The organism is Vibrio sp. 1F263 (assembly GCF_041439035.1).
Lineage (GTDB): Bacteria > Pseudomonadota > Gammaproteobacteria > Enterobacterales > Vibrionaceae > Vibrio > Vibrio tasmaniensis_A.
This window is the reverse complement of record NZ_JBGONI010000042.1, coordinates 1-15,089: the sequence shown is the minus strand read 5'-3', so window position 1 is coordinate 15,089 and position 15,089 is coordinate 1. Positions and strand designations below refer to the sequence as shown.

16 protein-coding genes and 3 pseudogenes are annotated in these 15,089 nt (G+C 41.4%); 17 read left to right on the top strand and 2 right to left on the bottom strand.

Going from position 1 to position 15,089, the window contains the following annotated elements; translation table 11 throughout:
* The first annotated feature begins 488 nt into the window (after window positions 1-488).
* The 4 genes from ACED25_RS20005 to ACED25_RS19990 all read left to right on the top strand — a co-directional run bounded on the left by ACED25_RS20005 (window position 489) and on the right by ACED25_RS19990 (window position 4,930).
* Complete coding sequence (locus ACED25_RS20005; RefSeq protein WP_102421416.1) at window positions 489-998, top strand: hypothetical protein; 510 nt, start codon at window positions 489-491, stop codon at window positions 996-998.
* 430 nt (window positions 999-1,428) lie between these two features.
* Window positions 1,429-1,848: an Hsp20 family protein gene (locus ACED25_RS20000; protein WP_017091829.1), complete on the top strand. Its 420-nt coding sequence runs from the start codon at window positions 1,429-1,431 to the stop codon at window positions 1,846-1,848.
* Between the two features lie 178 nt (window positions 1,849-2,026).
* The gene (gene dnaK, locus ACED25_RS19995; RefSeq protein WP_102258078.1) at window positions 2,027-3,916 is read left to right on the top strand and encodes a molecular chaperone DnaK; all 1,890 of its coding nucleotides are present in this window, start codon (window positions 2,027-2,029) and stop codon (window positions 3,914-3,916) included.
* A 141-nt stretch (window positions 3,917-4,057) separates the two neighbouring features.
* Window positions 4,058-4,930 carry a DnaJ C-terminal domain-containing protein gene (locus tag ACED25_RS19990; RefSeq protein ID WP_017100395.1) on the top strand — a complete coding sequence of 291 codons (873 nt, stop codon included), beginning with the start codon at window positions 4,058-4,060 and terminating at the stop codon, window positions 4,928-4,930.
* Window positions 4,931-5,038: 108 nt separating this feature from the next.
* Here ACED25_RS19990 and ACED25_RS19985 read toward each other — a convergent pair.
* Window positions 5,039-5,797: pseudogene (locus ACED25_RS19985) on the bottom strand (transposase); the annotation flags it as partial.
* 1,276 nt (window positions 5,798-7,073) lie between these two features.
* Here ACED25_RS19985 and ACED25_RS19980 point away from each other — a divergent pair.
* From ACED25_RS19980 to ACED25_RS19960, 5 genes are all read left to right on the top strand, one after another.
* Window positions 7,074-7,655, top strand: a complete 582-nt coding sequence (locus ACED25_RS19980; RefSeq protein ID WP_017100243.1) for a DUF2913 family protein — start codon at window positions 7,074-7,076, stop codon at window positions 7,653-7,655.
* Between the two features lie 67 nt (window positions 7,656-7,722).
* Window positions 7,723-7,923: a helix-turn-helix domain-containing protein gene (locus ACED25_RS19975; RefSeq protein ID WP_102535125.1), complete on the top strand. Its 201-nt coding sequence runs from the start codon at window positions 7,723-7,725 to the stop codon at window positions 7,921-7,923.
* Window positions 7,924-7,925: 2 nt separating this feature from the next.
* Entirely contained in the window at window positions 7,926-8,129 is a 204-nt protein-coding gene (locus tag ACED25_RS19970; protein ID WP_017100241.1) for a hypothetical protein, read from the top strand.
* Window positions 8,130-8,480: 351 nt separating this feature from the next.
* Window positions 8,481-8,732 (top strand): type II toxin-antitoxin system Phd/YefM family antitoxin, encoded by a 252-nt coding sequence (locus ACED25_RS19965; protein ID WP_198594980.1) that lies wholly within the window; start codon window positions 8,481-8,483, stop codon window positions 8,730-8,732.
* Window positions 8,722-9,006: a type II toxin-antitoxin system RelE/ParE family toxin gene (locus ACED25_RS19960; RefSeq protein WP_371695934.1), complete on the top strand. Its 285-nt coding sequence runs from the start codon at window positions 8,722-8,724 to the stop codon at window positions 9,004-9,006. The genes ACED25_RS19965 and ACED25_RS19960 overlap by 11 nt, the downstream gene beginning before the upstream one ends.
* Window positions 9,007-9,287: 281 nt before the next feature.
* Here the strand turns inward: ACED25_RS19960 and ACED25_RS19955 are convergent, their stop codons facing one another.
* On the bottom strand, window positions 9,288-9,662 hold the full coding sequence (locus ACED25_RS19955) for a hypothetical protein (protein WP_017100238.1): 375 nt from the start codon (window positions 9,660-9,662) through the stop codon (window positions 9,288-9,290).
* Between the two features lie 158 nt (window positions 9,663-9,820).
* Here ACED25_RS19955 and ACED25_RS19950 point away from each other — a divergent pair.
* The 8 genes and pseudogenes from ACED25_RS19950 to ACED25_RS19915 form a co-directional block, all read left to right on the top strand.
* Window positions 9,821-10,146, top strand: a pseudogene (locus tag ACED25_RS19950) (type II toxin-antitoxin system RelE/ParE family toxin).
* Window positions 10,143-10,421 carry a helix-turn-helix domain-containing protein gene (locus ACED25_RS19945; protein ID WP_017102026.1) on the top strand — a complete coding sequence of 93 codons (279 nt, stop codon included), beginning with the start codon at window positions 10,143-10,145 and terminating at the stop codon, window positions 10,419-10,421. The pseudogene ACED25_RS19950 and the gene ACED25_RS19945 overlap by 4 nt, the downstream one beginning before the upstream one ends.
* Before the next feature lie 306 nt (window positions 10,422-10,727).
* Complete coding sequence (locus tag ACED25_RS19940) at window positions 10,728-10,883, top strand: hypothetical protein (protein WP_158007051.1); 156 nt, start codon at window positions 10,728-10,730, stop codon at window positions 10,881-10,883.
* Between the two features lie 688 nt (window positions 10,884-11,571).
* Window positions 11,572-13,113, top strand: a complete 1,542-nt coding sequence (locus ACED25_RS19935) for a PAS domain-containing methyl-accepting chemotaxis protein (protein ID WP_017100280.1) — start codon at window positions 11,572-11,574, stop codon at window positions 13,111-13,113.
* 210 nt (window positions 13,114-13,323) lie between these two features.
* Complete coding sequence (locus tag ACED25_RS19930; RefSeq protein ID WP_069591726.1) at window positions 13,324-13,881, top strand: recombinase family protein; 558 nt, start codon at window positions 13,324-13,326, stop codon at window positions 13,879-13,881.
* A 187-nt stretch (window positions 13,882-14,068) separates the two neighbouring features.
* The gene (locus ACED25_RS19925) at window positions 14,069-14,374 is read left to right on the top strand and encodes a type II toxin-antitoxin system RelE/ParE family toxin (RefSeq protein WP_029225531.1); all 306 of its coding nucleotides are present in this window, start codon (window positions 14,069-14,071) and stop codon (window positions 14,372-14,374) included.
* Between the two features lie 89 nt (window positions 14,375-14,463).
* On the top strand, window positions 14,464-14,757 hold the full coding sequence (locus ACED25_RS19920) for a HigA family addiction module antitoxin (RefSeq protein ID WP_017101335.1): 294 nt from the start codon (window positions 14,464-14,466) through the stop codon (window positions 14,755-14,757).
* Between the two features lie 193 nt (window positions 14,758-14,950).
* A pseudogene (locus ACED25_RS19915) lies at window positions 14,951-15,089 on the top strand (helix-turn-helix domain-containing protein); the annotation flags it as partial.

Genomic DNA, 15,089 nt, shown 5'->3' with positions numbered 1-15,089 from the left:
CATAGGTCATGGTTCATTTTCTGGTCGTTATCACTTGATTTTTATCACGTGTGCTTCGTTTTATCTCTAATAGAGTGGTTCTGTTGTTGATGCTTCTTCACTGGGACGTTCTCGCTCCGCTCGGTTTATTCCTTCGTTTTGCTCCTCTGTCGACAACTTGAGTTGCTTTATCGAGCCTGCTCGATGAGCTTCTACGTTCCTGAGAACAATCACCCAAGGCACTTCTCTCTTCGTTCGAGGCACCTCGTCCTCTCTCCTCGTTGATCTCTCTGTCTTTGAATAAGTTCGAATAAGGGCTTGTTTTCTTATGCGCCGATTTCTTTCACTCGCTTCATTTTTGGGTTCGCAGGCTGTTAACCGTCTCTCCCCACAACCTGTTTTTCAAGGGAGGCTTTGCCGCTGTGCGCCCTTGCAAAGCAGAACGATGTTGAGAGAGCGGACAGCCAAGCGGCTCCGAAAAGTGATACTCAAACAGAAAGGAAATTCTCATGGCGCAACAAAACTCAATCCCAACTCTCTCTAATTCAAATTCATCGACCAGCGTTTCGCCGCTGGGGCACGAAAGCTCACCAAAAAATGATATCTCTAGTCCTTTGGCGGTATTGAAGTTGCGCTCTCAAGTCAAAAAGTGTCGTGATGAGGCGAAAAAAAAGTCTGATTGGGTTTCCAAAATCCAGCGTTTGAAAATGTTCAGTCGTCGTCAATCGCCCGAGCAGCAGGCTGATATCGCAGCGTTAAAAGACCAAGGGTTCGTTGAAGCTATCAAGCAGCAGTTTCCGCTATTGGGGTCGCGTCGTTTTGCTTTCCATGAAATCCGTGACTTTTTCATCGAATTAAATGGCGCTGGCTTTGGTGAATGGTTTCTTCACGAGCGAGCGGATCACATCATTCTGTACACCAACTACGGGTCAGTATTTCCAGCATTGCGATTTGTGACAAAGGGGGAGGGGACGTTTAAGTGCTCAGGGTTTTGTTTTGATGTGCGTTTTGGCGCTTAGGGTGTCACATTAAAATACATTATATGCTGACAGATCCAGGCCGCGATTTGGGTTGTGTGTAGGAATGAGCCAGCGAAGAACCTGTTAGATCGAATCTGACAGAATCGAGCTAGCGCTTTTGCTAAATTAACAATTTATAAATGACCAAAAAAACCTAATGTTAGTATTGACAGGTTTCTCTTGGGATAATATTTTAAAAAAACGAACTGACAGATGAAGTTCTTAAGTTGCCCACTTCGCCTTCTTAGGGAAGCTAGGGCAATTGTAATCAAGGAACGTTGACGTTGTAGTATGCGACATTAGCGAGTTCCTTAAACCTGTTAACACCTGGAACATATGTCTTACGGCGCCTACGTGGTGCAATAGAGTCTGTCTCCGGTCTTGGTGTACTAAACACTAAGAACTATTGCTTATTTATGAGGATAGTATTATGCGTAATGTAGATTTTTCTCCGCTATACCGTCATGCCATTGGTTTTGAACGTCTATTTAACCTAGCGGAGAGTAGCACGAATAAGCCATCTTGTAATGGCTACCCTCCATACAACATCGAGCAGAAAGACGAAAACAACTATCGTATTACGATGGCTGTAGCTGGTTTTTCTGAAGATGCACTAACTCTTACCCAGAACGAAAATATGTTAATCGTTTCCGGTGAAGTTCAGCCTGTAGAAACTAAACCTAATTACCTTTATCAAGGGATCGCAGAGCGTAACTTTGAACGTAAATTCCAGATGGCTGACTACGTAACCGTTAAAGCAGCGAGTATGGGAAATGGTTTGCTGCACGTAGACCTCGTCCGTGAAGTCCCAGAAGCAATGCAACCCCGTCAGATCTCAATCCACAAATAATGACTGGGGAAACAGGATCGGATAAGGTGATTTTAGTATTCGATTTTACTAACCTTGTCTAAAAATATTGCTGTTTATCACCACTAGAGTGCAAGACTTAAACGCTTGTACTCATATAGAAGAATAGAATTACATATTTTGCATTAGAAAAAATAATTTTAATAAGAGAGGTCTTATTATGAGTAAAATTATCGGTATTGACTTAGGGACAACAAATTCATGTGTTGCCGTACTTGACGGCGACAAACCTCGCGTACTAGAAAATACTGAAGGCGAACGCACAACAGCCTCGGTAATCGCATACACTGAAGGTGAGACGCTAGTTGGTCAACCTGCGAAGCGTCAAGCGGTTACTAACCCTCAAAACACCCTATTCGCTATCAAGCGTCTAATCGGTCGTCGTTTTGAAGATGAAGAAGTTCAACGCGATATCGAAATCATGCCTTTCAACATTGTTAAGGCTGACAACGGTGATGCCTGGGTTGAAGCGCAAGGCCAAAAAATGGCTGCTCCTCAAGTATCTGCTGAAGTTCTTAAGAAAATGAAGAAAACAGCTGAAGACTTCCTAGGCGAAGAAGTAACTGGCGCAGTTGTTACTGTTCCTGCTTACTTCAACGATGCTCAGCGTCAAGCAACGAAAGATGCTGGTCGTATCGCAGGCCTAGATGTTAAACGGATCATCAACGAACCAACTGCTGCTGCTCTAGCTTACGGTCTAGACAAGCAAGGTGGTGATCGCACTATCGCTGTATACGACCTTGGTGGTGGTACATTCGATATCTCTATCATCGAAATTGATGAAGTAGAAGGTGAGAAAACTTTCGAAGTTCTTTCAACTAACGGTGATACTCACCTTGGTGGTGAAGATTTCGATAACCGCATGATTAACTACCTAGTAGATGAGTTCAAAAAAGAGCAAGGTATCGACCTTAAAACTGATCCACTAGCAATGCAGCGTGTTAAAGAAGCAGCAGAAAAGGCGAAAATCGAGCTTTCTTCTACTACTCAAACTGACGTAAACCTACCTTACGTTACGGCTGATGCGAATGGCCCTAAGCACATGAACATCAAAGTGACTCGAGCGAAGCTTGAGTCTCTAGTTGAAGACCTAGTTCAACGTTCTCTTGAGCCACTAAAAGTAGCTCTTGCAGATGCTGCCCTATCTGTAGGCGAAATCACTGACGTTATCTTAGTGGGTGGTCAAACTCGTATGCCTATGGTTCAAGCTAAAGTAACTGAATTCTTCGGTAAAGAGCCACGTAAAGATGTGAACCCTGACGAAGCTGTTGCAATGGGTGCTGCTGTTCAAGGTGCAGTGCTAGCTGGTGACGTTAAAGATGTTTTACTACTTGACGTTACTCCTCTCTCTTTCGGTATCGAAACGATGGGCGGGGTAATGGCTAAGCTTATCGAGAAAAACACAACTATCCCGACTAAAGCGGTGCAAGTGTTCTCTACAGCTGAAGACAACCAAAGCGCAGTAACTATCCACGTTCTTCAAGGTGAACGAAAGCAAGCGACTTACAACAAGTCTCTTGGTCAGTTCAACCTAGAAGGTATCCAACCAGCTCCACGTGGCATGCCACAAATCGAAGTAACATTCGACCTAGACGCGGATGGGATCCTGAACGTATCTGCTAAAGATAAAGCAACAGGTAAAGAGCAAAAGATCACGATACAAGCATCAGGTGGTTTGTCTGAGGAAGAGATCGAAGCAATGGTACAAGAGGCAGAAGCTAACAAAGAAACGGACAAGAAGTTCGAAGAGCTAGTCATTGCACGTAACCAAGCTGACCAAATGATTCACGGTACTAAGAAGCAAGTAGAAGAAGCGGGTGAAGCTCTACCTGCAGACGAGAAAGTTAAAATCGAAGCGGTTATCGAAGCTCTAGAATTAGCTAAGTCTGGTGACGAAAAAGAAGTGATCGACGCTAAAGTTCAAGAACTTATGCAAGCAGCTCAAAAGCTAATGGAAATTACTCAACAGAAAGCACAAGCACAGCAAGCTGATGAACAACCTAAGCAGGACGACGATGTTGTTGATGCTGAGTTTGAAGAAATGAAGTAACGCCACTGACGGATAATTGCTTTCGAGCTGTTAAACGTTGAGTTATGTATCATGGAGACGTGAACTTATTGGTATTCAGGGCGTAAGAGGTCACTCATACGCCCTTTTTTGTTTGAATGAGAAATTGAGTGAGTTTTTAGCATGTCAAAACGAGATTATTACAGCGTGCTAGGTGTATCTAAGGGAGCCTCGGAGAAAGAGATTAAAAAAGCCTACAAGAAGTTGGCGGTGAAGTATCACCCCGATAAAAATCCCGGAGATGCGACAGCAGAAGCGAATTTCAAAGAAGTAAAAGATGCTTATGAAATTTTAACAGACAAAGAAAAGCGCATTCAGTATGACCAATTTTGTCATACTGAATCTGAGAATCGTGGTTTTGGTGGTCACAGTGGGTTCGAAGACTTCTTTAGTGATGCCTTCCGCCAACGTGGCGGCTTTGGTGGAGGGTTTGAGGATCTCTTCTCACAAACTCGTGGTGGACACGGGCGCCCACGCGGACAAAAAGGTCAAGATCACCAATATACGCTTACTGTAGACTTTATTGATGTGGTTCAAGGGGCTGAAAAAACGGTCGAATTGCTAATCAATGGTAAACAGAAAAAAATCAAAGTTAAGATCCCTTCGGGTATTAAAGATGGTGAAAAGATACGTTACTCCGGTAAAGGTGGTTTAGGCGTTAATGGTGGTCCTTCGGGGGATTTATTATTCATTATTGAAACCAGACCACATGGGTTTCTAGACCGCGATGGTAATGACATTATTTGTCACACCAAAGTTGATATGGTTACTGCGGCTTTAGGGGGGGAAGTTACGGTGAATGTGTTAGACAGTCGCTTTAAACTCAAAATTCCAGCGGGTACTCAAACAGGGCGTAAATTCAAGATGACGGGGAAAGGCGTGACAAGTCGTAAAGGTGAAGCGGGCGATCTATTGGTGGAGGTTCAAGTTGAAATACCCAAAAATCTAACCGATGCACAACGTGAGTTGTTAGAACAATTTGGAGCAACGCTTTAGTCATTTAAAGTAAAATGAACAAAACCAGCTCTAGAGCCAAAGCCGTATAATGTGGGGTTGTATCGCAAAATTATGATGAAGTATAAGTGTACTGGTTTTTAGATGTAATTAGGCTGCTAGTGCGTAAAATTGCTCCCAAGCAGATAAGCCTTCAGGATTATCGAGCTGTCCGTTTTTAATTATCGACCACAGTTCCACGCCTGCCAGGGTGGAACTGGCTCTCTCATACAAATTCCCCCCTAAACACTGATGTATTTTACCTTTCACTTTCCGGTGACTTTGCTCAACTATATTGTTCAGATATTTAACTTGAAATACTTCAATCAAGTTGAGTCTCTTCTCCGTCAGCCAGAGTTGAACATTGATGTTATGCAGCGCTAACGCGTTGGTACCACTCTTATCGATAACCACTTTTTCTGATAAACCATTATAGCCGATTGCCTTGGTAAAGAAGGCGCGAGCCGCTTTCTCATCATGGCGATCGCAGAGTAGAAAATCAATGACATGGCCGTTCGCTTCTCCCACGACACCAGGAAATGGACTGTTTGTTTGAGGATGTATGGCAGCCACTAGGGGGGCCAAGTTCTTCACTCTTGTCCCGCGCAAGTTTATTGCTTGGCTGTAACCTGCTTGGTAAACCATTTTGTGCAATGGCCTTATTCAGAAAGGCTTTGGCAGCTGCCTCATCACGGTTCGGGCTAAGGTAGTAATCGATCACGTTTCCAAATTTATCGACGGATCGATAGTGGCGTGATCTACAACAACTCTACGCTCAAGCTGTATCTCTTCAATTTCACGATAACTGAGTTTATAGGCGAGATAATAACGTACGGTTTCAAGAACAACTTCAGAAGGAAAGTGACAGCCTTACACATTAAGAATCAGTTTCATGAGTAGAAATCAAGCAAACCTTAACTTAAATCCTCAAAGTTTGCGACAGAACCTAAATTAGTCACCGTACGGTGCTTCTTTCTTGGATTGTATTATCGAGCATATGTTAAATTGACAAAATTAGGCTGGCTTTTGCGCGGTAGGGGACGACTCTAGCTACAACCGCTCGAAAGTCAGCCTCTTCTCTTTCCATACTCTAGATTTCCCTTCTGAAAGTTAATTACAGTTTTCTGTTAAATGTTAAACACTTGTGATGCGTTTTCATTTCGACTCGATTTCGCCCTCTAAGTCTCAAAACTAGAGCTTTTTGATTTCAATCTAGCTGACCGCTATCAGACTTTATTTAAAAATTGATCCTGATGCGGGATCTTTTGTTAGCATTAAAAAATCAAGAATAAAAATGGAGTCTTCTTTTATGGTGGAGACTTTACCACCTAATTTGGTGTCCGGGATCATTAGACCACTACAATTGGCTCCCCATCTAGAAATGACTAAGGTGGGAAAGCTGACTCTTTATCTTTCTCCTGATATCCCAGAGCGAAAGTTTTCAATTGATGAGTTACTTGCTGAGGTGAAGTTGTCTAAAAAGCAGACTAAATTATGGGCGGCTTATTTCCGAGATCTTGCTAGCGAGCTAGACGCTCTCATGACGAGAGTAATATCAAGTAAGCTGAAATCTTTTTGGTGCTCTCGATAGGGAAACCAAGGAATGATTAGATGAAAATAGTTAAACAATTAATCAGACAGTTATAGTCAGTTAAACATTAAGTTTATGGCGTGACTGGAAAAAATAATGGAGCTTAATTGGACCTATGCGTTTAAACTTTGAATTTGCCGTTGAATGTAAAAACTGACGCGCGATTGCTTGTCGGCTTTGCACTGTCTCTACATGCAAGCATATAGCAACCAGCACAAATCTATCTTATTGGATTTGAACTTGAATATAAATGAATGGGTGTGTACCGAGGACGGAGAGGGTGATCACGTGGTCGAGCGTTCTGAAGTTCGAGTGAAAGGGAGAAAGCCATTAGTGAACAATAATCCGTTTTTTTCGAAACTGATCTTTGTCACCCAACAATATCTCAATTGCTCTCTTAACATCACCAATGATCTCATTAAGCGAACCGTTTTAAATTTGTCAGAACCATTCACCATTTCAGCAGTCAGGCCATAGTTTGCTCTCTAGCCAGATTCTGTAAGGGCTAACAGGTTTCTGATAACATTACTCTATTCTCAACCTCTAAGTATAAATATGAGTCGTAAGCTGAAATATTTCCAAGCCTTCAATGAACTCGTGACCAACGCGCTTCTTGCTTTGTATTGTTCGATTAAAAACGATGGTGGGTACTGGACAGTAAAAAAAAGAAATGAATATTTGGTGAAGTTCATCAAACCTAAAGTTAAACAGACCCAATTTGCGAACTGTAGAAAAGAAATTAAAACGATGCTGAGTATTGGTCGACATGCCGGCGGCAACCTTGAACAAAGGTTGTGGGAGATGAATGACGTTAATTTGAGCTATCAAGCCCGTTTTTCGCAGGCTGATGAGCTTTACATCATGCTGACCGATATTTTTGAACAACACCAATTTCCCTCTATGCTAGAAAACACGAATGAAGCAATGGAAGTGGATACCCTATATATGACGCAGGAAGAAATCGAAAAAGGATTTGATGCTGAAAATATTCAAATCAAACCACTGGCAATGACCGTGAAAACTCACCGATTAAAAGCTTTGATTGATTCAGTACAAAGCAAAGGCACTTATCGCGTCGAAGTCGATTTTGTTGATGAGCATGAAGTGATTCATTTGTTGCTGCATAGGAAGGAATAGTCACTTGATAGATCAACCAAAAATTAGAGAGTTAATCCAAGCTCAGTTAGTAGAGGTAGGCTCTACAATGGCTACACATGACTTAAGCTACGTGATGAAAGTCGTTGAGGAGCTTCTTATTGACGAGACGGTTATACATACGAGAGGAAATATAACCAAAGCCGCAAGGTTCTTGGGAATGAACAGGGGAACATTGAGTGCTAAATATGAGCGGCTTCTGCAATCGAGAAGGGATTTACACCTCAATTCGTCCCGTAAGGAGATGTAGATATGGCTTTTTATAACGTTAAGCTTTCTATTGGTGATGTTATACTCAACGAGTACAGTGGCTATATGAAAGGAATGAAAGGTGTAAAAACGTCGGCGTCTAATGCCGCTCAAAATAATGAATCAATTCTTATTCAGGTATTTGATGTAGCGGGCATTCTTGTTGCCAAAAAAGTTAACGGGTCGTGGGTTAATATCAATACTTGAGATTGTTAGCGACAAGCTTATTGTATGGTCGAAGTTCATAAAAATAGACAGATATTTCTTGGCTACGATAACTTGTCGCCAGCACATACTGACCGTGTTTTTCAAGAGCTTGTGCTTTATCCGTTTTCCCCCAAACCTAGTAGCACCAGTATCTAGAACATTGATTTCTACGCTTTCCACCGTTAGCGTGTGTGTATCTTCGTGTAAATAGGAATTTGCACACATGCCCTGCCTATACTCATCGACAATAACGAGTGTGTTTTTGAGACCTGTTAACAGGTCTTTTTTGACTTTATAACCTTAAAGACTTATTGTTGGTATTGTTAAATGGTCATTAAGGATTAAGTTATGATAACTGTTCGTCCCATTCTCGCTGACAACTCAACTAGTATTAGCGAGCTGAAAAAAAACCCTATGGCAGTCATTGAACAAGCCGATGGGTTTCCCGTTGCAGTATTGAATCGCAATCAACCTGCATTTTACTGCGTTCCTGCTGATGCTTATGAAATGCTCATGGATAAACTGGAAGATATTGAGCTTACTCAGATAGTTAAAGAGCGTGAACATTCAGAAGAAATAGAGATCAGCATCGATGACTTATAAGTTAGTTTTCAAGGTTGAGGCTGAGAAAGAGTGGTACAAGTTGGAGAGCACCATTAGATCTCAGTTTAAAAAGAAGCTGATTGAACGTCTAGAAAATCCATATGTGTCATCGGCAAAGTTAAGCAGCATGCAAGACTGTTACAAGATAAAACTGAGAAGTGCGGGATATCGACTTGTTTATCAGGTGAGAGATCAAGAAGTGATTGTTTCTGTAGTGGCAGTTGGTAAGCGTGAGCGTAATCAAGTTTATAAGATTGCAGCAAAGCGATTGTAGAGAGGGAAAATTCGTTGGTGATCAATAATCCGTCTTTTTCGAAACTGATCTTTGTCACCCAACAATATCTCAATTGCTCTCTTAACATGACCAAGGAGCTCATTAGGCGAACCGTTTTAAATTCGTCAGAACCATTCACCATAGAAGAGTACGTCAAGTTGGTTGAATATCTTGAGAGAAACTAAAGTGAGTCATTCAAAGAGTGTGTCATTTACCTGCTCTTAAGTGAAAGGAGCGTTTTTTCCTAACTTTTGCACTGTGGCCAACACAGTTAAATCTGTCTATTCTACTTCCATCATAGCGGCCAACACTGCTAGTCTTTCTTTTGGCTCTAACGCTTGGTAGTTTTTAGCCCATCGTTGGGCTTTTCGTTTAATGCGTAGTCGGTCGGTAAAGTTAACCCCTGCATAAGCTGACCAGTGCAAACTATCGGCTTCGTAATTCATCCACAATTTTTCTCGTCTCACACCACCCCGTGTCATCACGTTAAACTCATACGTCCGCCAGTCCGTTAATAGCGAGTCGTATAATTCGGCCGGATACCCTGAAAGCATGATTTTGACCCCGCGTTTAGATAGGAATTTGAATTGGGTTAGTCGTTCAATGTGTTGCTCTATCGTGAGTCCTTTTCGATAGCGTTTGTTTGAGGTTCTCATTTCATGTTAGGTAACAAGTCTCTCGAAACTACATTGAGGCTGATAGAGACGAATACAGTATGTATATTAGCCATTGCTGATGTGGCTTTTTGATATAGGTGAGCTTATCATATATGATAAGCTCACCTAACTATAATAATAAACGTAGGTACACAACGATGAGTTGGAACCTTCAACTTTATGATGGTGTCGAAGAAGCTATTTTAGATAGGCCGCCTAAGGTGCAAGCAAGAATGTTAAAGCTGCTTGAACTTATGGAGGGACATGGGGCAAACCTTGGAGAACCCCACACAAAATCAATGGGTGATGGACTGTTTGAGATTCGAGCGAAAGCTCAAGAGGGTATTGTATTGGTCGTGGCCTGTTCTGTTATTTAGAAGGTAAAAATATCAACGTGCTTCATGCTTTTGTTAAAAAGAGCCAGAAAACACCTAAGAAAGACATAACTTTAGCCAAAGTAAGAATGAAAGAGGTTAAAAAATGAGTAGCTTACAATCTCTAAAGAAAAAAGCGTTATCGAACCCCAAAGTGAAAGCAGAGTATGACGCGCTTGAGCCAGAGTTTAAGTTTATCAATACTCTCCTTTCTATGCGTGAGTCTTCGGGGCTAACCCAGCAAGAAGTAGCAGAGCGCATGGGTACTAAAGAATCTAATGTTTCTAGGCTCGAAAAGGGAACAGGAAACCCCACTATTAAAACATTAATGAAATACGCTAAGGCGTGTGGTTGCCAATTAGACTTTGGCTTCACACACGCTTAGACGTTATATCAAATCTCGGTTCTGTCGCAAACTTTGAGCCTTTAAGTTAAGATTTGCTTAATTTCTATTCATGATACTGATTCTTAATGTTTAAAGGCTGCCACTTTCCCTCTGAAGTTCTTCTCGAAACCGTACGTTATTATCTCGCCTATAAACTCAGTTATCGTGAAATTGAAGAGATACAATTAGAGCGCGGAGTCGTTGTGGATCACGCTACTATTAATCGTTGGGTTATCAAATTTACACCAGTATTGGAGCATAGAGGGAGGCGTAGAAAGAAGCCGGTGTCTGACTCGTGGCGTATGGGTGAAGCAGAAAACACGTCAAGCACTAGGTTGGAAGTCAATGGAAGGAGCCTTGGCAAGTTTGCATGGACGAGAAGTGTGGACGATGTATAAACAAGAGCAGATAGATGTTGAAGGTCAGATGGCCTTTGAGAGATTCTACGCACTCGTAATATAATTGTATCTGTAGAGTTGGTCTGTCACGCCTCTAACTAGATTTGCGACAAAACCGCTAACAAATAAGGATTAAAGTGTTGCGCAGCCAACCCTAAATCCCTAGTGTTGAACAAGCCCGAAGCCACTTTATTAAGTAAAGAGGGGCATTGCGCCTTGAACTGGTCTATTCACGCTGGGCACCAAGTCAATGACTTTCCATACCTGTAGTTATTCATGAGTTGCTAATTTAGCAAAATCACTGACACAGAAATATCCAAAAACGTCACAATCTGAATTTTAACACATGGCATTTTCTAGCTCGAAAATGCCACAAAGCAAGCTAGAGTAAATACTATTTCATTGAATCTAGTAGCTTCGGAGGCTTTCCCTTCGCGAGAATGAGGAATCTAATCCATGCTTCAATTTCAGATTTTGTTCTTAGTTTATTCTCTCTTTGCCAAACTTCCTTAGTGCTCGGTACGACTATCTTTTAGTCGCTACCATCTGTCCGCTTGCCGACAGTTTTGAGGTGATTCATTAAGCTTTTTATAAATAAGTCTACTATTTGATCTACATCATATTTCAAACACTTATGTATAGCGTAGCATAAATGCTTATAAGTTATGAATATAGCAAGCATCGAATGGTAAAGACATATATTTCGATGACGCAGATGTTCTAGATATAAGAAATAGAGAGACCCGTTAATAGTGAACGACAAACAGCTCAACAATGACTATCCAGAATCAGCAAATTTAATATCAACCACCGATCCTAAAAGCTACATAACTTATGCTAACCAGGAGTTTTGCGATATAGCTGGATATGGTGAAGAAGAACTGATTGCCAACCCTCACAATTTGGTACGCCACAAAGATATGCCAAAAGCGGCATTTAGACAGATGTGGGACTATCTTCAATCTGGCAAAAGCTGGATGGGACTAGTAAAAAATCAATGTAAGGGAGAAAAGCACTATTGGGTATCTGCTTTCGTCACCCCTATCAAAGGTGTAGATGGCTCTACAATTGAGTATCAATCTGTTCGAACTAAGCCTACCGAAGCGCAGACCGATCGAGCAACCAAGCTCTATCAAAAAATAAATACTGGCGCTTATAAAGTTAAGCCAAGAGTCGCGTTTCACAATATTGCAGCTGCCTTTAGTACCATTCTCGCTCTTATTTCTATAGCATCAGCGACGATACAACCGACCATTCCTGCCTTATCGATAGCGCTTATCAGTACGATTTTAATGTCACTGGTGTTTATACAGAGACACCGCTTCAACATCGCTAAAGAGTTGGCAAAGTCGATCTATGACAACCCCCTGATGGAAATGCTATACGCAGATCACTTTGATGATTACTCGCGCCTTGAATTAGCACTAATGATGAAAAGTGCTGAACTTCGCGCGGTCTGTGCCAGAGCAACAGAAACTTCAGGTGATATCTTACTTTCTGCTGAAGACGAGCTCGGCACCATTCAATCCGTAGGACAAAGCCTCGACCGCCAATGCCATGAAACTGAACAAGTAGCTACTGCTATTGAAGAACTTAGCCATTCGATTGATGATGTGGCCAAATCAGCGGGCAATGCCTCCAAACTAGCTGAGGAAGCAGATAATGAATCAAAAGAAGGACTTCGAAGTATTAAGAGCACAATTAATGAGATCAACTCATTAACCCATGAACTGGCACAGACTCGTTCTATCATCACCCAACTTGCACAAGACAGCCAACAAATTGAAACGATTCTTAAGCTAATTACAACTATTTCAGAGCAAACCAATCTTCTTGCTCTAAATGCTGCAATTGAGGCAGCCCGTGCTGGTGAAGCTGGTCGTGGTTTCGCAGTTGTTGCCGATGAGGTACGGAACCTAGCTTCGAAAACAGGCGAGTCTGCGAATGAAATTCACTCTATGATTGCACAGCTTCAGCAAACAGCAAACCGTGCCGTTAATTCAATGGAGAAAGGTGGTGAGTTGTCAGTTCGATGCAAAGAGCAAGCAAATGAGAGTGGTAATGTCTTACAAGCTATTTCTGATAAGCTAAACATGGTTTCAGACAGTAGCATGCAAATCGCCACAGCGGTTGACCAACAAGCGATAGTAACTCAGGAAGTAAATCGTAACGTTTCAAACATCAAAGCACTAGCAAACGAAACTTCAGCGACCTCTCAAACATCAATCGAACGCACGGGCGTATTGGTTGATCGAATAAAAGCATTACAACGTTTGATGAAGCAATTTCAGTAAGTCTTAACTAAGCAAGAGCTGCAACTACCGCATGTCAGAGCGTTGTAGAGCTTTTCGTTGGCTGCTTTTAGCCATTGTTCATCGCTGGGCTAGTAACTTTATGGACATTGCTCACAATCATTTAATAACTGTTCAGTTAATCTTTATAATTTAAAGTGAACATGTACACTTGTGTATCAATATCTTTAAGTTCACTTTAAGGTTCATTCCATGAAAATTGGTTATGCTCGTGTTAGCACCCAAGACCAAACGCTCGATGTTCAACTTGAACAACTTAAACGTCTTGGTTGTGAAAAAATTTACCAAGAGCAAGCGAGCGGTAAATCCTCTGATAGAGAACAGCTTAACCTGTTGCTGGATTTTGCAAGGGAGGGAGATGTTATTCATGTTACCAAAGTCGACCGCATTGCTCGAAATACCATCGATGCTTTGCAAATTGCCGATCAACTAGCGCAAAAGAAAGCGGGTTTGGTGTTTCATGACTTGGGGGATTTAGATATCAATAGCGATGTAGGTCGAGTTATTTACACGACCATATCGGCGTTTGCTGAAATGGAAAGAAAACGAATCTTACAGCGCTGTAATGAGGGAAGGGAGCGTGCACGCTCTGAAGGTAGGCACCTCGGGCGATTTCCTGATAAGAGTCTTCATCAACGCATTCAAGACCTTACAGAGCAAGGTATGAATAAACATGCGATCAGTAAAAAGTTAGAATGCAGTCGAACTACTGTTTATAAAGTTCTAGAAGGTGTAAAGATAAATGATTGACACCTGTTACGTTACGGGTTACATTGTAAAGGTTGCAAATACCGACCTCTATGTGAACTGCGTAGGCAAAATATATTCAATAGCTAGGTACGAGTTCTTTGATAACAAAAAAAATTAAAAAGGAATATCAAATGGATATCATTAGCTTAATGAAAATATTTAACAACTGCCTATGGAGGATCTCATTTTGGCTATCAAAAATTTTTCGCATAAAGGGCTTAAGCAATTTTACTATGACGGAAACGAAAGTGGCTTAAACCCAAATCACATCGATAGCATTGCGTTTATACTGGATGCTGTCGATGCTTCACACCACCCTAAAGATCTGAAAGCAATTTATAGAGATAAATTTTCTGAAAAGAAAGGTTCTGGTAAAGGGGTTTACAGTATAAAAGTTAATGGAAATTGGCGAATAACTTTTCAAATACAAGATGAAGGCGCTGAATTTCTTGATTATATCGATTATCACGGGAAAAAAATAAAAGCCCGATAGCTGCCTAATAAAAGATTAGGTTACGGGTCACGATATATGTGACCTTAGTCTATCTCGTTACATACAAGGTAGGCTTTAGGAGAGTAGAAATGAGAATGACGAGAAAACCATCACATCCAGGTAAGTTTTTTAAACACACTATTTTGGATGAAAGAGGAATATCAATTACCGAAGCAGCAGTGAACTTAGGTGTAACAAGAAAAGCACTAAGTGAATTTGTTAACGGTAAAGCCAAATGCTCACATGCAATGGCTAGACGCCTAGCAGAAACGACCGGAACTGGCGTTGGCATTTGGATTATGATGCAAGCTAAATTAGATACTTGGGAAGCTGAAAGCATGGAAATAGAAACACCAATTATCCCATTTAAAACACAAGCTTAATTGTTAATGAGAAAAATATAAAGAACACCAAATAGTAAAAGTAGAATCCCAATAAAAACGGCTCTCAATAAGGAGTCGTTTTTGTGTTTAATGCACAATATGTTATAGCCAACTTTTGAGTGGTTTTTGCACACTTCCTTTCTCTAATAGCTACGAGATCGCAAAAATCACTCACTTTCTTCTTCTAAATCCCTCTGAAGGACGGCATCTTGGCCGATTTCCTAATAAGACGCTTCATACGCGTACTCAAGAGCTTGCAGACCGAGGAATGAACAAGCATGCGATCAGTAAAGAGTTAGAGTGCAGTAGGACTACGGTCTATAAGGTTTTAG

Excerpts from the sequence above, each read along its gene's own strand:
- ACED25_RS20005 (WP_102421416.1), top strand. The coding sequence starts at position 489 with ATGGCGCAACAAAACTCAATCCCAACTCTCTCTAATTCAAATTCATCG.
- ACED25_RS20000 (WP_017091829.1), top strand. The coding sequence starts at position 1,429 with ATGCGTAATGTAGATTTTTCTCCGCTATACCGTCATGCCATTGGTTTT.
- dnaK (WP_102258078.1), top strand. The coding sequence starts at position 2,027 with ATGAGTAAAATTATCGGTATTGACTTAGGGACAACAAATTCATGTGTT.
- ACED25_RS19990 (WP_017100395.1), top strand. The coding sequence starts at position 4,058 with ATGTCAAAACGAGATTATTACAGCGTGCTAGGTGTATCTAAGGGAGCC.
- ACED25_RS19980 (WP_017100243.1), top strand. The coding sequence starts at position 7,074 with ATGAGTCGTAAGCTGAAATATTTCCAAGCCTTCAATGAACTCGTGACC.
- ACED25_RS19975 (WP_102535125.1), top strand. The coding sequence starts at position 7,723 with ATGGCTACACATGACTTAAGCTACGTGATGAAAGTCGTTGAGGAGCTT.
- ACED25_RS19970 (WP_017100241.1), top strand. The coding sequence starts at position 7,926 with ATGGCTTTTTATAACGTTAAGCTTTCTATTGGTGATGTTATACTCAAC.
- ACED25_RS19960 (WP_371695934.1), top strand. The coding sequence starts at position 8,722 with ATGACTTATAAGTTAGTTTTCAAGGTTGAGGCTGAGAAAGAGTGGTAC.
- ACED25_RS19955 (WP_017100238.1), bottom strand. The coding sequence starts at position 9,662 with ATGAGAACCTCAAACAAACGCTATCGAAAAGGACTCACGATAGAGCAA.
- ACED25_RS19945 (WP_017102026.1), top strand. The coding sequence starts at position 10,143 with ATGAGTAGCTTACAATCTCTAAAGAAAAAAGCGTTATCGAACCCCAAA.
- ACED25_RS19930 (WP_069591726.1), top strand. The coding sequence starts at position 13,324 with ATGAAAATTGGTTATGCTCGTGTTAGCACCCAAGACCAAACGCTCGAT.
- ACED25_RS19920 (WP_017101335.1), top strand. The coding sequence starts at position 14,464 with ATGAGAATGACGAGAAAACCATCACATCCAGGTAAGTTTTTTAAACAC.